The organism is Pseudomonas sp. KCJK9016, from assembly GCF_046231795.1.
Taxonomy (GTDB): domain Bacteria; phylum Pseudomonadota; class Gammaproteobacteria; order Pseudomonadales; family Pseudomonadaceae; genus Aquipseudomonas; species Aquipseudomonas bananamidigenes.
The window spans coordinates 38824-59284 of the sequence record NZ_JBJJMM010000021.1 but is presented as its reverse complement, the minus strand read 5'-3'; the positions used below and the strand labels follow the sequence as shown (position 1 = coordinate 59284).

The following is a 20461-nucleotide window of genomic DNA, read 5'->3' as shown; positions in this document are numbered from 1 at the left end:
TGAATTACCAAAGGGCAACGCTATAGCTCACCAGCAGACGCACTTCATCGGCATCGCGAGCGGAGTAGTTGGAACGGTAAGTGGCATTGCGCAGGCGCACGGCAACGTCCTTCAGGGCGCCGCTTTGTACGACATATTTGATCTCGGTGTTGCGCTCCCACTCCTTGCCTTCATCGCCGTTCTTGAGCTTGATGTTGTCACCGCTCAGGTAGCGGCTCATGAAGCTCAGGCCTGGGATGCCGAGCCTGGCGAAATCGAAGTCGTAGCGCGCTTGCCAGGAGCGTTCTTCGGCGCCGGCGAAGTCGTTGATCTGCACGAAGTTGACCAGGTACGGATCACTGCCATCGACGTAGGGGAAGGCGCTTTCGCCGGACATGTGCTGATAGCCGGCAGTGAACTTGTGGCCGCTCAGTGCGTAACTGACCAGACCGTTGAGGGCGCGGTTGTCGATCTTGCCGCCCCGGGCTGCACCCTGATCGTCACTGACGGCGAAACGCAGGTCGGTGGCAAAGGTGCCCGGGCCCAGTGGCCGTGAGGCGACCAGTCCGAAGAAGTGCTGGTTGTAGACATCGTCGAGCTGGGCGAAGTGGTAACTGCCGGTGATCTTGTCGGTGAACTTGTAGTCCACGCCGGCGAAGTCGAAGTGTTTGCCGGCGACAGTGCCGGCGAAACGGCCGTTCTTGTTGTTGAGTGCAATGTCCTCGAAATCGGTGCTGTCACGGTCTTTGGCTTTCTCCAGGCGCCCACCGGTGAAGGTCAGGTTCTTGATTTCTTTGGAGGTCAGCAAACCACCTTCGAAGGTCTGCGGCAGGATGCGCCCGTCGTTCGGCTTGAGGATCGGCAGTTCCGGAATCAGGCTGCCGATTTTCAGTTCGGTGGCGGAGATCTTCACTTTGCCGGTCAGGCCGACCTTGGAGTATTCGTCCGCTGCGCGCCCGTCATCGTGGGTCGGCAGCAGCCCGGTACCGGTACGGTCCGGGCTTGAATCGAGCTTGATGCCCATCATGCCCAGGGCATCGACACCAAAGCCTACGGTGCCGTCGGTGTATCCCGATTGCAGGTTGAGCATGAACCCCTGGGCCCACTCGTCGCGCTTGGACTGCTGGGCGCTGGTGCCGTCGCGAAAGTCGCGGTTGAAATACATGTTGCGGGTTTCGAAGGTGGCGGAACTGTCTTCGATGAAATCGGCGTAGCTCATCGGTGCAAAACCGGCGAGGGCGGCGGCGCTGGCAAGGGCGGTGTGGCTGAAACGGGACGGACGGACAGGCGTATGAGCCTTGGTCTGCAAGGACGGCATGCGAGGGGTACTCCGTTTATTGTTCTTATTGGTCGAAAACGCTTCGAGGCGTTTTGCGTCTCGCTGTGTGGCAGCAGCGACGGAAGCCGAAACATTCCGTAACCCGACTCTATCGGCCAAACCTTTCGCTAACCTTTCAGCGGGCTTTAACGCGTTTTCGGGCTTCACAGCGGCGGTTGCGGCTGTAAACTCCGCGGCAAAGAATGGCGCCGGCCATCCCTGAATGAGGTAGAGATCCATGCGTGTTCTGCTCGTCGAAGACCATCTGCCACTGGCCGAAAGCGTTGCCCAGGCGCTCAAGAGCACGGGGCTGACCGTGGATGTGTTGCACGATGGCGTGGCCGCCGATCTGGCGCTGGGCAGCGAGGAATACGCGATGGCGATCCTTGATGTCGGCCTGCCGCGCATGGACGGATTTGAAGTGCTGGCGCGCCTGCGGGCCCGGGGCAAAAACCTGCCGGTACTGATGTTGACCGCTCGCAGCGACGTCAAGGATCGGGTCCACGGGCTCAATCTCGGGGCTGACGATTATCTGGCCAAACCTTTCGAACTGACGGAACTCGAGGCTCGGGTCAAAGCTCTGCTGCGCCGCAGTGTGCTCGGCGGTGAGCGCTTGCAGCGCTGTGGTGTGCTGGCCTATGACCTGGAGACCCGGCGCTTTACCCTCGGCGAAGAGTTACTCACCCTGACGTCCCGCGAGCAGGCTGTGCTCGAGGCACTGATTGCCCGTCCCGGGCGGGTGATGAGCAAGGAGCAACTGGCCTCGCAGGTGTTCGGTCTCGACGAGGAAGCCAGTCCCGACGCCATCGAAATCTACGTGCATCGCCTGCGCAAGAAACTCGACGGCCATGCGGTGGCCATCGTAACTTTCCGGGGCCTGGGGTATCTGCTGGAAAGCCGCGATGCATAAGCCCAGCAGCCTGCGCTGGCGATTGTTGTGGAACCTCGCGCTGCTGCTGGTGGTGTTGATGCTGGCCAGTGGCTTGAGCGCCTACTGGAACGGTCGCGAAGCCGCTGATACCGCTTATGACCGCACGCTGCTGGCGTCGGCCCGAACCATTGCCGCGGGTCTGTCTCAACGTGATGGCAGCCTGAGTGCCGATGTGCCCTACGTGGCGCTGGACACCTTCGCCTACGACAGCGCCGGGCGCATCTATTACCAGGTCAACGACATCCATCAGAAACTGATTTCCGGTTATGAAAACCTGCCCGGCCCGCCGCCGGGAACACCGCGAACCGACAGTTACCCGGCGCTGGCAAGGTTTTACAACGCGACCTATCAAGGTCAGAACGTGCGCGTGGTCAGCCTGTTGAAAGCGGTGACCGAACCGAACATGAATGGCATGGCGGAAATCCGTGTCGCCGAAACCGATGAAGCGCGCGTCAGCATGGCCCGCAGCCTGGCGGCAGACACGTTGCTGCGGCTCGGCATGCTGGCAATCGGTGCGTTGCTTCTGGTGTGGTTTGCGGTCAGCGCGGCGCTGCGGCCGATCGAGCGTCTGCGCACGGCGGTGGAAGAGCGCCAGCCGGATGATCTGCGGCCCTTGCCGCTGGTGGAAGTGCAGCACGAATTGTGGCCGCTGGTGCGGGCGCTCAATCACTTTACCGAACGCCTGCGCGGGCAGTTCGAGCGGCAGGCGCAATTCATTGCCGACGCGGCCCACGAACTGCGTACACCGCTGGCAGCGCTCAAGGCCCGTCTTGAACTGGGGCTGCGCTCCGGCGAGCCACAGACCTGGCGCGAGACACTGGAATCATCGGCACAAAGCACCGATCGCCTGACCCATCTGGCCAACCAGTTGCTGTCGCTGGCCCGGGTGGAGAACGGTGCCCGGGCGATTGCCGAGGGTGGCGCACAATTGCTCGACCTCAGCCAACTGGCCCGGGAACTGGGCATGGCCATGGCACCGCTGGCCCATGCGCGGGGTGTCGCTCTGGCACTTGAGGCCGATGAGCCCGTGTGGTTGCGCGGCGAGCCGACGTTGCTCAACGAGCTGCTGAGCAACCTGGTGGATAACGCGCTGGCCCACACGCCGTCGGGGGGCAACGTCATTCTGCGGGTGTTGTCACCGGCGGTGCTTGAAGTCGAGGACGACGGCCCGGGCATTCCGCAGGATGAACGTGATCGGGTGTTCGAGCGTTTCTACCGGCGCAATCAGCAGGTTGCCGGTTCCGGGCTGGGGCTGGCGATCGTCGGGGAAATCTGCCGCGCGCATCTGGCGCAGATCACGCTGCATGATGGTGAGCAGGCGGGGCTGAAGGTGCGGGTGAGTTTTATTGCGGGCTGAGACTCAGTAGAACATCGACCGCGACTCTTCCAGATCCGCGCACAATGCCTTGTTGTCGATGTCGATTCCGAGCTTGCGAAAGGCTGGAACGCTGAGCGGGTCGATCCGGGCGAGTGGGTGATCGCTGTCCTTGTGGCAATACAGGCTGGCCACCTGTACCAGATCCACGTAGTCGACCTGTGGCGATTCGCGTTTCAGATCCTGATACAGCCCCGGCAACGCCACGAGTCGCTCGGGGAACTCCCAGACCTGCAGCAATTTGTCGCCGATCAGCGGATGAATGTGATCGATCACGTGGTTGAGGCTGACCGGATCGGACAGCAATTCGTAGTGATCTTCGGCGTAGGTCAGGATCGGCAGCACGCCGATCTGGTGCACCAGCCCGCCCAATGCAGCCTGATCAGGTTTGAGTTGGGTATGACGGCGGCACAGGGCGTAGCTGACACCGGCGATTTCCAGACTCCTGCGCCACACCTCGCGCATCTTCTGTTCCACCACCTCGGAGCGGGCGTGAAAGATCTGTTCCATCACCAGACCGATCGCCAGGTTGCTGCTGTAGTTGACACCCAGTCGGGTGATCGCGGTGTGCAGATCAGTGACTTCCTGGGTAGCGCGCAGCAACGGGCTGTTGACCACTTTGATCAGTCGCGCGGACAGTGCCGTGTCGCGGCCGATCACTTTGCTCAGGTCGCTGACGCTGATGTCCGGGTCTTCGGCGGCCTTGCGAATCTGCAGGGCCACTTCCGGTAACGTTGGCAGAACCAGGTCATCGTTATCGATGGCCTCAACCAAATCCTGTTGGACCTTATCCGCCAGCTCACTCATGTCATTTCTCTAGGGTGTTGCAACAAAACTGCGATCAACGCTGGATTTCGCGGTCGCGATCCAGTTCGTATGGCAGGTCGAGCAAGTGCAGCGCCGGACCTTCGGCCGTGCCCAGACGCAAATCGCCTGCGTCGGCAGCTTCGGCCTGCAGCACCGCCAGCAGTTCAATATTTTGTTCGGCGCGGGCAGCCAGCACCACTTCGCCGATGGAACTGCCGTGGCTTGGGGCGAACAACGGGGTCCCAGGCTCAGGCAACTCGCTGGCGTCCAGTCGCACGCGGTACAGGCGACGCTTGAGCTTGCCCAGGTACTGCATGCGCGCAACGATTTCCTGACCGGTGTAGCAGCCTTTCTTGAAACTCACGCCGCCGACCGCTTGCAGATTGAGCATCTGCGGAATGAACAGTTCACGGGTGCCCGGCATGACCTGGCCGATACCGGCGCGGATCTGGCCCAGCAGCCATTGGTTGAGTTCGGCTGCGGTCAGCTGCGCAGACAATTTGCCTTTGACGGCGTCGGCCTGAGCGGCAGGCACCCAGAGCTCGGCACGTTCTGGGGAAACACGAATCGCGATCAGCCCTTCATGGCGAACCACACTGTCGGCGTCCGCCGGCAGTTCCAGACCCAGGCTGCTCAGGGCTGCATCCCCGTGATCCAGACCGAAGCGCACCCATGCGGCGCTTTCGTCGGTCAGTTTCGATTTGGAAAACACGGCGTATTTTTTCAGGTCTGCCAGTTGCGGCTCCAGCAGTTCACCGGCCATGGCCATCAGTACGCCGTCGCCTTCGAGCACAATGCGAAAGCTCGACTGCATCCGGCCTTTCTGCGTGCAGCGGGCGCCAAGGCTGGCCCGGTCATCGCTCAGGTAATTGATATTGCAGGTCAACTGGCCTTGCAGGAATTTTCCGGCATCCGCGCCGCGAACCGCGAGAACGCCTTCATGAGAGAGGGTGCAGAAAAAAGCAGAATCGGCCATGGGTCATCGCAGGGTAAATAGACTGGGGCACATCATAAGGGGGTGGTGTTGAAATGGGTAGTTCATAAAGGATCGGTGGTGCCCGACCAAAGCCGACTGTTCGGCCCGCCCCGGGCCTGTATACTTGCGGCCTATTTGAGGAGCGCTCCATGGTCGAACAAGTTGAACTGAATCGCCTCTTTTGGCACAGCCGTCGCGGCATGCTCGAGCTTGACGTGTTGTTGGTGCCGTTCGTGAAAGAGGTCTACTCGAATCTGAACGAGGTGGACCGGGCGCTGTATGTCCGCCTGCTGGAATGCGAGGATCAGGACATGTTCGGCTGGTTCATGGAACGCAGCGAATCGGAAGATCCCGAGCTGCAACGCATGGTTCGCATGATTCTGGACCGTGTCCAGCCCAAGTAATACGTTCGAATGCCGCTGGCAGGCCTCACGGCAGTTGCTGGCGGCGTATCTCCTGGCGCAGGCGTTGGCACTGTGCTCCCTGTTTCTGCTTGTCCTGCCTTTCTGGGGCAGCCTGCTCGGCATGCTTGCCTGTCTGGGCCACGCTGCCTGGGTGTTGCCGCGCCAGATACTGTTGAGTCATCCAAAGGCCTTCTGTGGATTGCGTCGTGATGCCGATGGCTGGCAGTTGTGGAATCGGGCCGATGGCTGGCAACCGGTTCAATTGCGACCGGACAGTCTGGCGCTACCCATGATTGTGGTGCTGCGCTTTCGTTTGCGCGGCGAGTGGCGGGTCAGGTCGATCTGCGTGCCCCGGGATGCGCAGGCGGCGGATCTGCACCGACGCCTGCGGGTACGTCTCAAGTTCAGCCGACGTAGGTGGGCGGCACCAGAATAGTGTCGAGGGCTTCGGGCAGCAGGTCCGGATAGTCGAGGGTGTAATGCAGGCCTCGGCTCTCTTTGCGCTCCATGGCCGAGCGAATCATCAGTTCCGCCACTTGTGCCAGGTTGCGCAATTCGATCAGGTCGCGACTGACCTTATAGTTGCTGTAGAACTCGTCGATTTCGTCCAGCAGCAGTCGCACGCGATGTTGCGCCCGTTGCAGGCGCTTGTTGGTGCGTACGATGCCGACATAGTCCCACATGAAGCGCCGCAGCTCGTCCCAGTTATGCGCGATGATCACGTCTTCGTCGGAGTCGGTTACCTGGCTTGCATCCCAGGCGGGCAAGGCGTGGGGGATGGCGACGTCGGACAGTTGTCCGAGGATGTCCGAGGCGGCAGAACGGGCGTAGACGAAGCATTCCAGCAGCGAGTTGCTGGCCATGCGATTGGCGCCGTGCAGGCCGGTGAAGCTGGTTTCGCCGATGGCGTAGAGACCGGGCACGTCTGTGCGACCCTGTTGGTCGACCATTACGCCGCCGCAGGTGTAGTGCGCCGCCGGGACGACCGGGATCGGTTGTCTGGTGATGTCGATGCCGAATCCGAGGCAGCGCTCGTAGACGGTCGGAAAGTGCGATTTGATGAAGGCTTCGGGCTTGTGGCTGATGTCGAGATAGACGCAATCGACACCCAGGCGCTTCATTTCATGGTCGATGGCCCGGGCGACGATGTCCCGGGGCGCGAGCTCGGCGCGTGGGTCGAAACGCTGCATGAAGCGTTCGCCGTTCGGCAATTTCAAATGCGCGCCTTCTCCGCGCAGGGCTTCGGTGATCAGGAAACTCTTGGCCTGCGGGTGATAAAGGCAGGTGGGGTGGAACTGATTGAATTCCAGGTTCGCCACGCGGCAACCCGAACGCCAGGCCATGGCGATGCCGTCGCCGCAGGCGCCGTCAGGATTGCTGGTATAGAGGTAGACCTTGGCGGCGCCGCCGGAAGCCAGAATCACGAACCGGGCGCCGTAGGTGTCGACTTCGCCGGTCTTGCGATTGAGCACGTAGGCGCCGAGGCAGCGGTCGCCATCCAACCCCAGGCGACGTTCGGTGATCAGATCGACGGCGACGCGCTGTTCCAGCAACTCTATGTTCGGGCGTTCTTTTGCCTGGGCCAGCAAGGTTGTGAAGATCGCGGCACCGGTGGCATCGGCGGCGTGGATGATGCGGCGGTGGCTGTGGCCGCCTTCGCGGGTAAGGTGGAATTCGAAACCGCCATCTTCTGTCCCGGAGTGCTCATCGCGGGTAAAGGGCACGCCTTGGTCGATCAGCCACTGGATCGCTTCTTTGCTGTGCTCGACGGTGAAACGTACTGCATCCTCATGACACAGGCCGCCACCGGCGTTGAGCGTATCGTCCACATGGGATTCGACGGTGTCGGTATCGTCCAGTACGGCTGCGACACCCCCTTGGGCCCAATAAGTCGAGCCGTTGGCGAGGTCACCTTTGCTCAATACGGCGATGCGCAAGTGACCGGGCAAGGTCAGCGCGAGACTCAAACCGGCAGCACCGCTGCCAATCACCAGGACATCGTGTTGAAACTGTTGGCTCATTTCAGGATTCCGCTCAATGCGACCCGGGTCGGGGTTGGCGCAAGACAGGCGGAGGGGCGAGTCGAGACAGCCACACAGCCCACTAGTATATAGAGGGGTGGGGCGGCACAATAGCCGGGCCGACATGGCATTGTGAAACTATCGTGATGGAAAAATGCGGGCGCCTTTTCAGATGCTTTTTTCTCTGTTTCATGGAAAAAGCGGCTGTATCGCGGATGAAACATGCTTTTTCCACCCGTGGTTGCCCAATGTCGCTTTTGTCCGACTATAAATGTTTGGAACTTTTGCCAAAGGCTCAAGATCAATAGACAGTTGCCTGAATCAAGGGACAGTGTCGGCTTCAACGAGGAATTCGTGCTTGGATTCTCACCGGTGAGCCGATGAAAAGATTATTCGCGCAGCCGGCATGTTCCGCGCTGCGTTTTTCGTGCGTGTCAAATCAGAAGCCCGCAGGAAACTTGCTTGGAGGGGGAGAACTTTTGCGAAAAGCCCGAGTCTATGTTTGCAAGTCCGGTCGATTGGTCATGCAAGCCTCCTCCGAGTTTATCGAGGAGTGTTCATGCTAACCCAGGAAGAGGATCAGCAGCTGGTTGAGCGCGTTCAGCGCGGCGACAAGCGAGCTTTCGATCTGCTCGTGTTGAAGTATCAGCACAAAATTCTCGGGTTGATCGTGCGTTTCGTGCACGACACCCATGAAGCCCAGGACGTTGCGCAAGAAGCCTTTATCAAGGCGTACCGAGCGCTTGGAAACTTTCGCGGAGACAGTGCCTTTTATACATGGCTGTACCGCATCGCCATCAACACGGCGAAAAACTATCTGGTTTCACGCGGCCGCCGGCCGCCGGATAGCGATGTCAGCTCGGAAGATGCAGAGTTCTATGACGGCGATCACGGCCTGAAGGATCTTGAATCTCCAGAGCGTTCATTGCTGCGGGATGAGATCGAAGGCACCGTCCATCGAACCATTCAGCAATTGCCAGAGGATTTGCGCACGGCTTTAACTTTGCGTGAATTCGATGGTCTCAGTTACGAGGACATCGCGAGTGTCATGCAATGTCCGGTTGGTACCGTGCGCTCCCGGATTTTTCGCGCTCGGGAGGCCATCGATAAAGCCCTGCAGCCGTTGTTGCAGGAAAACTAAAGACAGCGGCGACAGCCAAGAGAGGAACGCCATGAGTCGGGAAGCCCTGCAGGAATCGCTGTCCGCAGTGATGGATAACGAAGCGGACGAACTGGAATTGCGTCGAGTGCTCAACGCACTGGATGATGTTGAAACCCGCGAAACCTGGGCTCGTTACCAGATCGCTCGGGCAGCCATGCACAAGGATCTGCTGCTGCCACGCCTGGATCTTGCTGCGGCGGTTTCTTCTGCACTGGAAGATGAAGCCACTCCAGCCAAAGTGTCCCGCGGTCCTTGGCGCAGCCTGGGTCGTCTTGCTGTTGCAGCCTCGGTGACTGTTGCCGTACTGGCCGGTGTTCGTCTGTACAACCAGGATGAAATCGCCGGTGTTGAACTTGCGCAACAATCCAATCAGCCAGCATTGGCCGTTCCTCAAGTAAAAGGCCCGGCTGTATTGGCCGGCTACAATGAGAGTTCGGAAGCCACCGGCCCTATGGCCAATGGTGTGCTGCAAGGTCAGCCAGGCTGGCACGATCAGCGTCTGCCGGGTTACCTGCGCCAACACGCTCAGCAAGCCGCGCTGAAAGGCACTGAAAGTGCCCTGCCTTATGCGCGTGCAGCCAGTCTGGAAAACCGTTAAGGAGGATCATGCGCGCCATACCTCTACTTTCGCTTCTGCTCAGCGGCTGGTTCGTTGTTCCCGCCCATGCTGATGAGGCCCAGGACTGGCTGACCCGCCTGGGCCAGGCGGAGCAGCAGCAAAGCTTTCACGGCACATTCGTCTACGAGCGTAACGGTAGTTTTTCTACCCATAGCATCTGGCATCGTGTCCAGAACGGCCAAGTGCGTGAGCGCTTGCTTCAGCTTGACGGTTCGGCGCAGGAGGTTGTGCGCATTGACGGGCATACTCAGTGCGTGAGTGGCGCCCTGATTGCGGGGCTGGGAGATTCTCCGAACTCTGCCGCTCGTCCTCTCGATCCCCAGAAACTGAAGAATTGGTATGATCTTGCCGTGATCGGCAAGTCGCGTGTGGCCGGGCGTGAGGCGGTAATCGTATCGCTGACGCCAAGAGATCAATATCGCTACGGTTTCGAGCTGCATCTGGACAAGGAAACGGGATTGCCGCTCAAATCCCTTTTGCTCAACGACAAGGGGCAGTTGCTGGAGCGGTTTCAGTTCACTCGTCTGGATACTTCCGAGGTTCCGACCGACAAGGATCTTCAGGCTGCTTCCGACTGTAAACCGGTCAACCTCGACAGTGACAAGGCTTCAGCCGTCAAGGCTGCCCAGGTCTGGCGATCCGACTGGTTGCCCCCCGGATTTGAGCTCACCAGCAGTTCCTCGCACAAGGATCCCGACACCAAGACCCAGGTCAACAGTCTGCTGTATGACGATGGACTGGCTCGTTTCTCGGTGTTTCTGGAGCCGCTCAACGGTGCAGTCGTCACGGATACCCGGACTCAGTTGGGTCCTACCGTTGCTGTGTCCCGCCGGCTGACTACGCCACAGGGCGAGATGATGGTGACCGTGGTCGGCGAAATTCCGATTGGCACTGCCGAGCGGATTGCCCTGTCGATACGCAATGATGGCGCTGCAACCAGCAAGCAGTGAGCTGATTCCAGCCGTTTCCACTTCGTCTTCGAGATGTGAAATGTTTGCTGAGCATTTTCATTTGCAAATAACCCGAAAGTTTTTTATAGGTCAGAGCCTCTCGGCTCTGGCCTTGTTTGTTGTTCCCGGAACAAAAATGCCGGCCTGTGGTTTCCGGTGTTCCTTGCTCCATATCGCTTAACCCTGCTCGTCGTAACGGGAGCTGTATGTCGATACCAAGTTTGAAGTCTTATCTCTCCGTCATCACCGCTGTGCTGGTGCTCGGTCAGGCTGTCCCGGCAGTCAGTGCGGCTGAAGTGGCCAGTCCGGTCAACCTGCCGGATTTCACCCAGTTGGTTGAAAAGGCCTCGCCTGCGGTGGTGAACATCAGTACCACGCAAAAACTGCCGGATCGCAAAGTGAACCAGCAGATGCCGGATCTGGATGGCTTGCCGCCGATGCTGCGTGAGTTCTTCGAGCGGGGCATGCCGCCGCAGCAGCGTTCGCCACGTGGTGACCGTCAGCGTGAAGCGCAATCGCTGGGTTCGGGCTTCATCATTTCGCCGGATGGCTACATCCTGACCAACAACCATGTGATCGCCGATGCCGACGAAATCCTTGTTCGACTGGCAGATCGCAGCGAAATGAAAGCCAAGCTGATCGGCACCGATCCACGCTCCGACGTGGCCCTGCTGAAAATCGAAGGCAAGGACCTGCCGGTGCTGAAGCTCGGCAAGTCTCAGGACCTGAAAGCCGGTCAGTGGGTCGTGGCGATCGGTTCGCCGTTCGGCTTCGACCACACGGTGACCCAAGGCATCGTCAGCGCAGTCGGCCGCAGCCTGCCGAACGAAAACTATGTGCCGTTCATTCAGACCGACGTGCCGATCAATCCTGGCAACTCCGGTGGTCCGCTGTTCAATCTGAACGGTGAAGTGGTGGGGATCAACTCGCAGATCTACACCCGCTCCGGTGGCTTCATGGGTGTTTCCTTCGCTATCCCGATCGACGTTGCCATGGATGTCTCCAACCAGCTGAAAAGCGGTGGCAAGGTCAGTCGCGGCTGGCTGGGCGTTGTCATTCAGGAAGTGAACAAGGATCTGGCAGAGTCATTCGGTCTGGAAAAACCGGCCGGTGCGCTGGTGGCCCAGATCCAGGACGACGGCCCGGCTGCCAAGGGTGGACTGCAAGTAGGCGACGTGATCCTGAGCATGAACGGTCAACCGATTGTCATGTCCGCTGATCTTCCTCACCTGGTAGGTGCTTTGAAAGCTGGCGCCAAGGCCAATCTGGAAGTGATTCGTGAGGGCAAGCGCAAGAATATCGAGCTGACGGTCGGCGCGATTCCTGACGAAGACAAGGAGCTGGATGCCTTGCCGAAATCCGGCGTCGAGACCAGCAGTAATCGCCTCGGTGTTTCCGTGGCCGAACTGACCGCTGAGCAGAAGAAAACCTACGATCTCAAAGGTGGTGTGGTCATCAAGGAGGTGCAGGACGGCCCTGCCGCCCTGATTGGTCTGCAGCCTGGCGACATCATCACTCACTTGAACAACCAGGCCATTGGTTCGGCCAAGGAGTTCGGAGAGATCGCCAAGGCACTGCCGAAGAATCGCTCGGTATCGATGCGGGTTCTGCGTCAGGGACGTGCCAGCTTCATTACCTTCAAGCTGGCTGAATGATTCGCTGTTGTTGAGACAAAAAAAACCGCCTCGAATGAGGCGGTTTTTTCATGCCCGCAGTTTTATCCCATCATGTCCTTGATCATGCGTTCCTGCTCCATCAGCTCACGCTGACGAGCATCGATACGCGACGAGAGCGGGAAGTTGTTTCCGGCCTTGCGCTTGGCGAAATCCAGTTGCTGGATGGCCTGGCGATAGTCGCCGACGAGTGCGAAATACTCGGCACGGGCCTGATGCAGACCAATGATGTTGCCGGACAAGCCGCGGGTCTCCGCCACCTGATACCAGACGTCCGGATCGTCCGGGCGTGATTTCAACAAGCCTTCCAGAGCCTTTTCCGCATCGGCTGTACGGTTCTGCTTCAACAGCAGATCGACACGTACCTGGTTCAGCGGATAATTTCCCGGGTATTGCGTCAGCATGCGGTCGACGCGTGACTGCGCGTCTGCCAAGCGATTGTTGGTGATGTCCAGATCGATCTGGGCGAGGTTGTAGATGATTTCGTTCGGCGACTGCGCCAGCAACTGCGTGAGGTTCGCTCGCGCCTCATTCAGCTGGCCTCCCTTGATCTGGGCGATCGCCAGACCGTAACGGGCCACATTGTTTTTCGGGTTTTCGTCCAGTTGCGCCCGGAAGCGTTTTGCACCCATCCCGGGTGTTTCTTCATAAATCAGCTGTACCCGTGCGCGGATCAACTGATAGCGCATGCTGTCCTCGATGCCGCCGGGCTTGGCCTGCTCTGCGCGGTTGCGGGTGTCGGCGATCCGCGACTCGGTCACCGGGTGAGTCAGCAGGAATTCCGGCGGCTTGGCATCGTAGCGATATTGGCGCATCAGGCGCTCGAACATGGTCGGCATGGAGCGGGGGTCGTAACCGGCCTTTTCCAGATTGAGGATGCCGATACGGTCGGCCTCTTGCTCGTTCTGGCGCGAGAAGGTGCGCTGCGACTGGATCGCTGCCGCCTGAGTGCCGGCGATGGTCGCAATCCCCGCATCACCGCCACCGGCTGCTGCGATCACGATGCCGGCCAACAGGGCGGCCATCATCGGCACCTGCATCCGCTGGGAGGCCTCGACACCGCGAGCGAAGTGGCGTTGTGACAAGTGTGCCAGTTCGTGGGCCAGCACTGAGGCATATTCACCTTCGGTCTGGGCGTTGAGAAATAGGCCTCCGTTGACCCCGACAATCCCGCCTGGTGCCGCGAAGGCGTTGAGCTGCGGGCTGTTGATCAGAATGAACTCCAGGCGTCGGTCGTTGACCTGGCTGGTTTCCACCAGTTTATAGACGCTGGACTCGACGTAATCCTTGAGTTGCGGATCGTTGAGTTGCGAAACCTGGCTGCGCAGTAATGCCAGCCAGGCACGGCCCAGTTGGTATTCCTGTTGTGGCGAGACGATTGCAGAGCTGGCGTCACCGAGTGACGGCAGGTCGTCGGCGAAGCCCGGTGAGGCGAGCAGGCAAGCGAGCGTCAGCAGGGTAGGGCGCAAAAATGTCATGCACAAAGCCTTAGTCGACAAAGTCCTTACTGTAGCCGGACACCGGGCCTGCGACCAGATATTCTAGGCAGCCTGACCACCTGATCCGGAGTGACGCATGACCGACGCCGTAGCCCACGACTGTGAACTGGACGCCAGCGGCCTGAACTGTCCGTTGCCGTTGCTCAAGGCCAAGATGGAACTGAACAGGTTGCCCAGCGGTGCAGTGCTGAAGGTGATCGCCACGGATGCCGGCTCACAGCGCGACTTTCGCACCTTTGCGCGGTTGGCCGGTCATACGCTGCTGCGTGAAGAAGACGAGGCAGGCGTCTACCGTTACTGGTTGAAAAAAGCCTGAAATCGACAGCGTAAAAGACCTAAGGATTATTGATGTTCAAAGTGTTACGCGACTGGATTCAGCGCTACTTTTCCGATGAGGAAGCCGTCGTGCTGGCGGTGCTGTTGTTTCTTGCCTTCACCGCCGTGCTGACTCTGGGTGGAATGCTTGCGCCGGTTCTGGCCGGCATGGTGCTGGCTTACCTGATGCAGGGTCTTGTGGTGACCCTGGAGCGCCTGCGGATGCCTGGCGGCGCGGCGGTGGGACTGGTATTCGCGCTGTTCATGGGCGTATTGCTGTTGTTCATCGTCGTGGTGTTGCCGTTGCTCTGGCATCAACTGATCACCTTGTTCAACGAGTTGCCGGGCATGCTCGCCAAGTGGCAGTCGTTGCTGTTGCTGCTGCCGGAGCGCTATCCGCATCTGGTGTCCGACGAGCAGGTGCTGCAAGCCATCGAGGCGGCACGGGGCGAGATCGGCAAGTTCGGGCAGTGGGCGCTGACGTTTTCGTTGTCCAGTCTGCCGCTGCTGGTAAACATCATGATCTACCTGGTTCTGGTGCCGATCCTGGTGTTCTTCTTCCTGAAAGACCGAGTGATGATCGGCGAATGGGTGCGCGGTTATCTGCCACGTGAGCGAGCGCTGATCACCCGGGTTGCCGAGGAAATGAACCGGCAGATCGCCAACTACATTCGCGGCAAGGTCATCGAGATCGTGATCTGTGGTGGCGTGACCTATATCGCCTTCGTCGCCCTCGGGCTGAACTACGCGGCGCTGCTGGCGTTGCTGGTGGGGGTGTCGGTGGTGGTGCCGTATGTCGGGGCGGTAGTGGTGACGGTGCCGGTGATGTTGATCGCGCTGTTCCAGTGGGGCTGGAGCGATCAGTTCATTTATTTGATGGCGGTCTACGGAATTATCCAGACCCTGGACGGCAACGTGCTGGTGCCGCTGCTGTTTTCCGAAGCGGTCAACCTGCACCCGGTGGCAATCATTTGCGCGGTGCTGCTGTTCGGCGGGTTGTGGGGGTTCTGGGGGGTATTCTTCGCGATTCCGCTGGCGACGCTGTTCAAGGCCGTGCTTGATGCCTGGCCACGCAAGGAGCCGGTGGTAGCGCCACTGCTCTGAAACGGATTCGGCGCCCGCCAGGGCGCCGAAAGGATCAGGCCTTGTTCAGTGCCTGAGCGGCGGCCAGCACCGCATCAACGTGGCCTGGCACTTTCACGCCACGCCATTCCTGACGCAGTACACCATTCTTGTCGATCAGGAAGGTGCTGCGATCCACACCCATGTATTCCTTGCCGTAGAGTTTTTTTAGCTTGATCACGTCGAACAGCTGGCAGACGGCTTCGTCCTTGTCGCTGATCAGCTCGAACGGAAACTCCTGCTTGCACTTGAAGTTCTCGTGGGACTTCAGGCTGTCCCGGGAAATGCCGAAGATTTCCGTGTTGGCAGCCTTGAACGCCGCGTATTGATCACGAAACCCCTGGCCTTCCGTGGTGCAACCCGGAGTGCTGTCCTTCGGATAAAAGTAGATCACCACTTGCGTGCCCTTGAGGGCCGAGAGGCGCACGGTCTGTCCGCTGGTGGCGGGTGCTTCGAAGTCGGCAACCGGTTGATCGATGGTTACGGCCATGAAAGCTTCCTTACATTGGGTTCTGTGGGCGCCACGGTTCGATCAGCGCGTCCAGGTTCATGGCATCGGCGAAATCCAGGAACTGGTCGCGCAACCAGCTGATCTGGGTGCCGGCCGGCAAGGTCACGGTAAATGTGGCGTTGAGCATGGTGCCACCGGTCTGCGGCGCCTGATAGGTGTCGCAGGTCAGGTTTTCCAGCTCGACGTTGTGATCCATGAAGAACTGGCAGAGTTCATTGATGATGTCGGAGCGATAGGCCGAGGAGACGTAAGCCACGTACGGCAGGGCCTGCGGGCGATTTTCCAGGGCGGCGCTGCGAACCACGTTCACGGTGAACGAATGACGTTTGGCCAGGATCGGCAGGCTGCTTTCCAGGCGGGCCAGGGCGTCCCAGCTGCCGGAGACTTCGAGCACCAGTGCGCTGCACTCGCCGTGGCGGGTCAGGCGCGAAGTGACGACCGCGCAGCGGTTTTCATGGCTGGCGCGGCACAGGACGTTGGTCAGCTCCATGGGATTGGCGCCGAGCGCACTGACGACAAGGAATTGTTCGCGAACTGTGGGGGTGGACATGCAGCATTCCTAAAGCGATGAGCGGTCGGTAGGTTAAAGGCATTGATTGCCGGGACATGCCCGTACGGAAAGCCCGATTTGCATATCGCCACGGCTTCGATAATTAAGGAAGCGTAAGGCGGCGACACTGGAATGGGGCCTCGATGGCCGAAACAGGGAGCAGGAACCCGACGTACAAGCTGATCTGTACCGATCAAAGTCTGAAGGGTAGCGAAAAGCGGCGCTCAGGGGAATGGCGGCACCGTACTTCGCTTGTGCAAGCATGTTGGCGCCAGTACCATTACCGCTCTCTTTTTCCGGCAGGAGCGGTTTCATGATTGCGGGCAGTATGGTGGCACTGGTCACACCCATGGATGCACAAGGGCGTCTTGACTGGGACAGCCTCAGCAAACTCGTGGACTTCCACCTCAAGAACGGCACCCATGCCATTGTCGCGGTCGGTACGACCGGCGAGTCGGCAACCCTTGACGTAGAAGAACACATTGCCGTCATCAAAGCCGTGGTCAAGCAAGTCAACGGTCGGATTCCGGTCATCGCCGGCACCGGCGCCAACTCGACCCGCGAAGCCGTCGAGCTGACCCGCAATGCCAAGGAAGCCGGCGCCGACGCCTGCCTGCTGGTGGTTCCGTACTACAACAAGCCGACCCAGGAAGGCCTGTACCAGCACTTCAAACACATCGCCGAAGCCGTGGACATCCCGCAGATCCTCTACAACGTTCCAGGCCGCACTTCCTGCGACATGCAGGCCGAAACCGTGATCCGTCTGTCCAGCGTGCCGAACATCATCGGCATCAAGGAAGCCACCGGCGACCTGAAGCGCGCCAAGGCGATCCTCGATGGCGTGAGCAAGGATTTCATCGTGCTGTCGGGCGATGATCCTACCGCCGTCGAGCTGATCCTGATGGGCGGCAAAGGCAACATTTCCGTCACTGCCAACGTCGCTCCACGCGAAATGGCCGACCTGTGCGAGGCTGCGCTCAAGGGCGACGCCGAGACCGCACGGGCGATCAACGAAAAACTGATGCCGCTGCACAAGGACCTGTTCATCGAAGCCAACCCGATTCCGGTGAAGTGGGCTTTGGTCGAAATGGGCCTGATGCACGAAGGTATCCGCCTGCCGCTGACCTGGCTGAGCGCTCCTTGTCATGAAACGTTGCGCTCGGCCCTGCGCCAGTGCGGCGTCCTGGTTTAATTGAGGAAGTACAACGCATGAAGCGAATGGCCGGACTTTCCGCACTTGCCTTGATTATCTCCAGCACCAGTGGCTGTGGATGGATCTGGGGCCCGGAAGGTTATTTCCGTGACCGTGGTAGCGACTACCTGGAAGCGAAACAGACTGCACCGATGCAACTTCCGGAAGGTGTCAGCACCTCCAAGCGTCTGGATCCGCTGCTGCCGATCCCGCGCAACGTCGCCGACGATACCGCTACCGGCGAATATGTGGTTCCGCGTCCTCAGCCGTTGTCGGCAATCGCCGATGCCAGCGATTACTCGCTGCAGAAGAGCGGTGATTCACGGTGGGTCATGGGCCAGCATCCGCCGGCCGAAGTCTGGCCAGTGGCTGTGCAGTTCTTCCAGGACAACGGTTTCCGTCTGGATGAACAACGCCCGCAAACCGGTGAGTTCACCACCACCTGGCAGCATGCCGATGAACTGTCCGCCGCCATGGCCAAGCGCCTGAGCGCCGCCGGCGTCGGTGCCGACAGTGAAACCCGCGTGCGGGTGCGCATCGAGCCGGGCGTGCAGCGCAATACCAGTGAGATCTATGTGGTCAGCGCCGAGCGGCCTGCCGGCAGCACCGCAAATGTCGATTTCACCAACCGTTCGGTCAACACCGGTTTGGACGCTGCGCTGGTCGACGACTTGCTGGCGAGCATGAGCCGCACTTCCGAAAAGGGCGGTTCGGTGTCGATGCTGGCATCGCGTGATTTCGATACCCCGAGTCGTGTCAGCCTGAGCGAAGACGGCAGCGGCAACCCGGTCCTGAACGTCGGTTCCGATCTGGACCGTGCCTGGTCGAGCGTTGGGCGTGCGCTGGAGCAAGGTCAGTGGCGCGTCGAAGACATCAACCGCAGCCTGGGCCTGTACTACATCAACCTGGCCGAGAAGGCCGAGAAGAAAGACGAGAAGCCTGGTTTCTTCAGCAGCCTGTTCGGCAGTGCGCCGACCAAGGAAGAAGTTGAAGCCCGTGCCGAGCGTTATCAGGTTCGCCTGAGCAAGGTTGGCGAGAACGTTCAGGTGACCGTGGAGAAAAACATCAACACCGTCGCGCCGGCCGAAGTGGCCCGTAAAGTGTTGAGCGTGATTCAGGACAACCTGGGCTGATCCAATGCGTTTTGCCGTTCTCGGCAGCGGTAGCCAAGGGAACGGCACGCTGATCGCCAGTGACGATACGTATGTGCTGGTGGATTGTGGCTTTTCCCTTCGGGAAACCGAAAAACGCCTGTTGCGCCTGGGTGTGAGCCCGGCGCAACTGAGCGCGATACTCGTGACCCACGAACATGCCGACCACGTGCATGGCGTGGGTTTGCTGTCTCGGCGCTACAATCTGCCTGTCTATCTCAGTCGCGGCACGTTGCGCGGGATGCGCAAACCGGTTGAACCCGCAGGCTTCGTGGCCGGCGGCGAGCAACTGCAGATCGGTGCTCTGGACATCCGGGTCATTGCCGTGGCCCATGATGCACAGGAACCGACCCAGTATGTCTTCAGTGATCAGGAACAGCGACGCTTCGGCCTGCTGACCGATCTGGGTTCATATTGCGAGCAGGTGCTGGATGGCTATCGGGATCTCGATGCGTTGATGATCGAGTCCAACCATTGTCGCGACATGCTGGCCCGTGGTCATTACCCGTACTTTCTCAAGCAGCGGGTGGGCGGCGAGCTGGGACATTTGAACAACCACCAGGCGGCATTCCTGGTGGCCGAGTTGGGCTGGCAAGGCCTGCAACACCTGGTCCTGGCCCATCTGAGCAGCAAGAACAACCTGCCGCAGCTGGCCCGGCAATGTTTTGTCGACACCCTCGGGTGCGACCCGGACTGGCTGCAACTGGCCGATCAAGATTCAGGGCTCGACTGGCGCCACATCGCCTAGCCCATCTACTTAGCAAGCGGAGCCCATCATGGAAAAACGTGAAGAACTCTACCGCGGCAAAGCCAAATCGGTTTACAAGACCGACGACGCTGACCGCTTGATCCTGCTGTTTCGCAACGACACTTCGGCGTTCGACGGCAAGCGCATCGAGCAGCTCGACCGCAAAGGCATGGTGAACAACAAGTTCAACGCCTTCATCATGCAGAAACTCGAAGCGGCCGGCATCCCGACCCAATTCGACAAACTGCTGGGCGACACCGAATGCCTGGTGAAGAAGCTGGACATGATTCCGGTCGAGTGCGTCGTGCGCAACTACGCCGCCGGCAGCCTGGTCAAGCGTCTGGGCGTCGAAGAGGGCATGAAGCTCAACCCGTACACCTTCGAACTGTTCCTGAAGGACGACGCCAAGGGTGATCCGTTCATCAACGAATCCCACGTGGTGGCGTTCGGTTGGGGCACCGCCGAGCAACTGGCGCGCATGAAAGAACTGTCGCTCAAGGTCAATGAAGTCCTGAGCAAACTGTTCGACGACGCAGGCCTCTTGCTGGTGGACTTCAAACTTGAATTCGGCGTGTTCAGCGACGGCTCCATCGTCCTGGGTGACGAGTTCAGCCCGGACGGCTGCCGTCTGTGGGACAAGGACACCAAGAAGAAGATGGACAAGGACCGCTTCCGTCAGGGCCTCGGTGACGTCATCGAAGCCTACGAAGAAGTCGCCAACCGTCTGGGCATACCGCTTTAATCGACGCAAGCATCTGATAGCACAGAAAATATTTCGTTCAGGGGTTTCCCATTCAACGAAAGTGTTGTTATGATGCGCGCCGTTGGAGAGATGCCAGAGTGGCCGAATGGGACGGATTCGAAATCCGTTGTACCTTCGCGGGTACCTAGGGTTCGAATCCCTATCTCTCCGCCATACATGGAAAAAGCCCCGTAGCTGAGAAGCTGCGGGGCTTTTTTGTATGTGCTGAAAAAAAACGCCGCTTGATAATCGATTGACGTCATCAAGCTGGAGAGGAGCCCAACAAGCTCCGAGAGGTATTTCATGAGTTCGTAAGCACTGTCTCGAAACCTGTGCCAGGCTCGGAAGTACGCCGTAATAACACGATTCCCTTCCGGCACATTCCCGAGAAGTTCTGAGGATCAACGCCCGTACTG

The 20461-nt window shown here is 59.6% G+C and carries 21 protein-coding genes and 1 tRNA gene; 15 read left to right on the top strand and 7 right to left on the bottom strand.

All coding sequences use genetic code 11. The annotated features are described in order from the left end of the window. Window positions 1-4: 4 nt before the first annotated feature. On the bottom strand, window positions 5-1297 hold the full coding sequence (locus ACK6BI_RS20230; protein WP_409318448.1) for an OprD family porin: 1293 nt from the start codon (window positions 1295-1297) through the stop codon (window positions 5-7). A 238-nt stretch (window positions 1298-1535) separates the two neighbouring features. Between ACK6BI_RS20230 and ACK6BI_RS20225 the strand changes: the two genes are divergently transcribed. Both ACK6BI_RS20225 and ACK6BI_RS20220 read left to right on the top strand, forming a co-directional pair. Then, window positions 1536-2207, top strand: a complete 672-nt coding sequence (locus ACK6BI_RS20225) for a response regulator (protein WP_065257632.1) — start codon at window positions 1536-1538, stop codon at window positions 2205-2207. Then, on the top strand, window positions 2200-3585 hold the full coding sequence (locus tag ACK6BI_RS20220; RefSeq protein WP_409318447.1) for a sensor histidine kinase: 1386 nt from the start codon (window positions 2200-2202) through the stop codon (window positions 3583-3585). The genes ACK6BI_RS20225 and ACK6BI_RS20220 overlap by 8 nt, the downstream gene beginning before the upstream one ends. A 3-nt stretch (window positions 3586-3588) precedes the next feature. Here ACK6BI_RS20220 and ACK6BI_RS20215 read toward each other — a convergent pair whose 3' ends face one another. Together ACK6BI_RS20215 and ACK6BI_RS20210 are read right to left on the bottom strand one after the other, a co-directional pair. After that, the gene (locus ACK6BI_RS20215) at window positions 3589-4410 is read right to left on the bottom strand and encodes an HDOD domain-containing protein (RefSeq protein WP_409318446.1); all 822 of its coding nucleotides are present in this window, start codon (window positions 4408-4410) and stop codon (window positions 3589-3591) included. A 34-nt stretch (window positions 4411-4444) separates the two neighbouring features. Beyond that, window positions 4445-5386 (bottom strand): YgfZ/GcvT domain-containing protein, encoded by a 942-nt coding sequence (locus ACK6BI_RS20210; RefSeq protein WP_409318445.1) that lies wholly within the window; start codon window positions 5384-5386, stop codon window positions 4445-4447. A gap of 149 nt (window positions 5387-5535) precedes the next feature. Between ACK6BI_RS20210 and ACK6BI_RS20205 the strand changes: the two genes are divergently transcribed. Next, window positions 5536-5790, top strand: a complete 255-nt coding sequence (locus ACK6BI_RS20205) for a succinate dehydrogenase assembly factor 2 (RefSeq protein WP_065257636.1) — start codon at window positions 5536-5538, stop codon at window positions 5788-5790. Beyond that, complete coding sequence (locus ACK6BI_RS20200; protein WP_409318444.1) at window positions 5774-6226, top strand: protein YgfX; 453 nt, start codon at window positions 5774-5776, stop codon at window positions 6224-6226. Before ACK6BI_RS20205 ends, ACK6BI_RS20200 begins: the two co-directional genes overlap by 17 nt. Here the strand turns inward: ACK6BI_RS20200 and nadB are convergent. Next, window positions 6195-7811 carry an L-aspartate oxidase gene (gene nadB / locus ACK6BI_RS20195; RefSeq protein ID WP_409318443.1) on the bottom strand — a complete coding sequence of 539 codons (1617 nt, stop codon included), beginning with the start codon at window positions 7809-7811 and terminating at the stop codon, window positions 6195-6197. The genes ACK6BI_RS20200 and nadB overlap by 32 nt on opposite strands. Window positions 7812-8370: 559 nt before the next feature. Here nadB and rpoE point away from each other — a divergent pair. The 4 genes from rpoE (at window position 8371) to ACK6BI_RS20175 (ending at window position 12197) form a co-directional block, all read left to right on the top strand. Further along, window positions 8371-8952 (top strand): RNA polymerase sigma factor RpoE, encoded by a 582-nt coding sequence (gene rpoE / locus ACK6BI_RS20190; protein WP_060753712.1) that lies wholly within the window; start codon window positions 8371-8373, stop codon window positions 8950-8952. Window positions 8953-8983: 31 nt separating this feature from the next. After that, a complete protein-coding gene (locus ACK6BI_RS20185) occupies window positions 8984-9571 on the top strand; it encodes a sigma-E factor negative regulatory protein (RefSeq protein ID WP_409318442.1) in 588 nt (195 codons plus the stop codon). A gap of 8 nt (window positions 9572-9579) precedes the next feature. Beyond that, window positions 9580-10542, top strand: coding sequence for a MucB/RseB C-terminal domain-containing protein (locus tag ACK6BI_RS20180; RefSeq protein ID WP_409318441.1), 963 nt, complete (start codon window positions 9580-9582; stop codon window positions 10540-10542). Window positions 10543-10748: 206 nt separating this feature from the next. Further along, entirely contained in the window at window positions 10749-12197 is a 1449-nt protein-coding gene (locus tag ACK6BI_RS20175; RefSeq protein ID WP_409318440.1) for a DegQ family serine endoprotease, read from the top strand. 62 nt (window positions 12198-12259) lie between these two features. On the opposite strand, the gene ACK6BI_RS20170 is transcribed toward ACK6BI_RS20175, so the two are convergent. After that, window positions 12260-13693 (bottom strand): M48 family metalloprotease, encoded by a 1434-nt coding sequence (locus tag ACK6BI_RS20170; protein ID WP_065257642.1) that lies wholly within the window; start codon window positions 13691-13693, stop codon window positions 12260-12262. 97 nt (window positions 13694-13790) lie between these two features. Between ACK6BI_RS20170 and ACK6BI_RS20165 the strand changes: the two genes are divergently transcribed. Then, window positions 13791-14030 carry a sulfurtransferase TusA family protein gene (locus ACK6BI_RS20165; protein WP_258678867.1) on the top strand — a complete coding sequence of 80 codons (240 nt, stop codon included), beginning with the start codon at window positions 13791-13793 and terminating at the stop codon, window positions 14028-14030. 32 nt (window positions 14031-14062) lie between these two features. Beyond that, window positions 14063-15133 (top strand): AI-2E family transporter, encoded by a 1071-nt coding sequence (locus ACK6BI_RS20160; protein WP_085710240.1) that lies wholly within the window; start codon window positions 14063-14065, stop codon window positions 15131-15133. A 34-nt stretch (window positions 15134-15167) separates the two neighbouring features. On the opposite strand, the gene ACK6BI_RS20155 is transcribed toward ACK6BI_RS20160, so the two are convergent. Together ACK6BI_RS20155 and ACK6BI_RS20150 are read right to left on the bottom strand one after the other, a co-directional pair. Then, window positions 15168-15641 carry a peroxiredoxin gene (locus tag ACK6BI_RS20155; protein WP_409318439.1) on the bottom strand — a complete coding sequence of 158 codons (474 nt, stop codon included), beginning with the start codon at window positions 15639-15641 and terminating at the stop codon, window positions 15168-15170. A 10-nt stretch (window positions 15642-15651) separates the two neighbouring features. Then, on the bottom strand, window positions 15652-16212 hold the full coding sequence (locus tag ACK6BI_RS20150) for a glycine cleavage system protein R (RefSeq protein WP_065257645.1): 561 nt from the start codon (window positions 16210-16212) through the stop codon (window positions 15652-15654). A 313-nt stretch (window positions 16213-16525) separates the two neighbouring features. Between ACK6BI_RS20150 and dapA the strand changes: the two genes are divergently transcribed. From dapA to ACK6BI_RS20125, 5 genes are all read left to right on the top strand, one after another. Beyond that, window positions 16526-17404: a 4-hydroxy-tetrahydrodipicolinate synthase gene (dapA, locus tag ACK6BI_RS20145; protein WP_409318438.1), complete on the top strand. Its 879-nt coding sequence runs from the start codon at window positions 16526-16528 to the stop codon at window positions 17402-17404. Between the two features lie 17 nt (window positions 17405-17421). Beyond that, a complete protein-coding gene (bamC, locus tag ACK6BI_RS20140) occupies window positions 17422-18537 on the top strand; it encodes an outer membrane protein assembly factor BamC (RefSeq protein ID WP_065257647.1) in 1116 nt (371 codons plus the stop codon). Between the two features lie 4 nt (window positions 18538-18541). Then, the gene (locus ACK6BI_RS20135; RefSeq protein WP_409318437.1) at window positions 18542-19303 is read left to right on the top strand and encodes an MBL fold metallo-hydrolase; all 762 of its coding nucleotides are present in this window, start codon (window positions 18542-18544) and stop codon (window positions 19301-19303) included. 28 nt (window positions 19304-19331) lie between these two features. Next, complete coding sequence (gene purC, locus ACK6BI_RS20130) at window positions 19332-20045, top strand: phosphoribosylaminoimidazolesuccinocarboxamide synthase (protein ID WP_409318436.1); 714 nt, start codon at window positions 19332-19334, stop codon at window positions 20043-20045. 84 nt (window positions 20046-20129) lie between these two features. Continuing rightward, window positions 20130-20219 (top strand) — tRNA-Ser (locus ACK6BI_RS20125). Window positions 20220-20461: the final 242 nt, after the last annotated feature.

Bases quoted from the DNA above. Each gene is read 5' to 3' on its own strand.
- ACK6BI_RS20230 (WP_409318448.1), bottom strand. From the start codon at position 1,297: ATGCCGTCCTTGCAGACCAAGGCTCATACGCCTGTCCGTCCGTCCCGT.
- ACK6BI_RS20225 (WP_065257632.1), top strand. From the start codon at position 1,536: ATGCGTGTTCTGCTCGTCGAAGACCATCTGCCACTGGCCGAAAGCGTT.
- ACK6BI_RS20220 (WP_409318447.1), top strand. From the start codon at position 2,200: ATGCATAAGCCCAGCAGCCTGCGCTGGCGATTGTTGTGGAACCTCGCG.
- ACK6BI_RS20215 (WP_409318446.1), bottom strand. From the start codon at position 4,410: ATGAGTGAGCTGGCGGATAAGGTCCAACAGGATTTGGTTGAGGCCATC.
- ACK6BI_RS20210 (WP_409318445.1), bottom strand. From the start codon at position 5,386: ATGGCCGATTCTGCTTTTTTCTGCACCCTCTCTCATGAAGGCGTTCTC.
- ACK6BI_RS20205 (WP_065257636.1), top strand. From the start codon at position 5,536: ATGGTCGAACAAGTTGAACTGAATCGCCTCTTTTGGCACAGCCGTCGC.
- nadB (WP_409318443.1), bottom strand. From the start codon at position 7,811: ATGAGCCAACAGTTTCAACACGATGTCCTGGTGATTGGCAGCGGTGCT.
- rpoE (WP_060753712.1), top strand. From the start codon at position 8,371: ATGCTAACCCAGGAAGAGGATCAGCAGCTGGTTGAGCGCGTTCAGCGC.
- ACK6BI_RS20185 (WP_409318442.1), top strand. From the start codon at position 8,984: ATGAGTCGGGAAGCCCTGCAGGAATCGCTGTCCGCAGTGATGGATAAC.
- ACK6BI_RS20180 (WP_409318441.1), top strand. From the start codon at position 9,580: ATGCGCGCCATACCTCTACTTTCGCTTCTGCTCAGCGGCTGGTTCGTT.
- ACK6BI_RS20175 (WP_409318440.1), top strand. From the start codon at position 10,749: ATGTCGATACCAAGTTTGAAGTCTTATCTCTCCGTCATCACCGCTGTG.
- ACK6BI_RS20170 (WP_065257642.1), bottom strand. From the start codon at position 13,693: ATGACATTTTTGCGCCCTACCCTGCTGACGCTCGCTTGCCTGCTCGCC.
- ACK6BI_RS20165 (WP_258678867.1), top strand. From the start codon at position 13,791: ATGACCGACGCCGTAGCCCACGACTGTGAACTGGACGCCAGCGGCCTG.
- ACK6BI_RS20160 (WP_085710240.1), top strand. From the start codon at position 14,063: ATGTTCAAAGTGTTACGCGACTGGATTCAGCGCTACTTTTCCGATGAG.
- ACK6BI_RS20155 (WP_409318439.1), bottom strand. From the start codon at position 15,641: ATGGCCGTAACCATCGATCAACCGGTTGCCGACTTCGAAGCACCCGCC.
- ACK6BI_RS20150 (WP_065257645.1), bottom strand. From the start codon at position 16,212: ATGTCCACCCCCACAGTTCGCGAACAATTCCTTGTCGTCAGTGCGCTC.
- dapA (WP_409318438.1), top strand. From the start codon at position 16,526: ATGATTGCGGGCAGTATGGTGGCACTGGTCACACCCATGGATGCACAA.
- bamC (WP_065257647.1), top strand. From the start codon at position 17,422: ATGAAGCGAATGGCCGGACTTTCCGCACTTGCCTTGATTATCTCCAGC.
- ACK6BI_RS20135 (WP_409318437.1), top strand. From the start codon at position 18,542: ATGCGTTTTGCCGTTCTCGGCAGCGGTAGCCAAGGGAACGGCACGCTG.
- purC (WP_409318436.1), top strand. From the start codon at position 19,332: ATGGAAAAACGTGAAGAACTCTACCGCGGCAAAGCCAAATCGGTTTAC.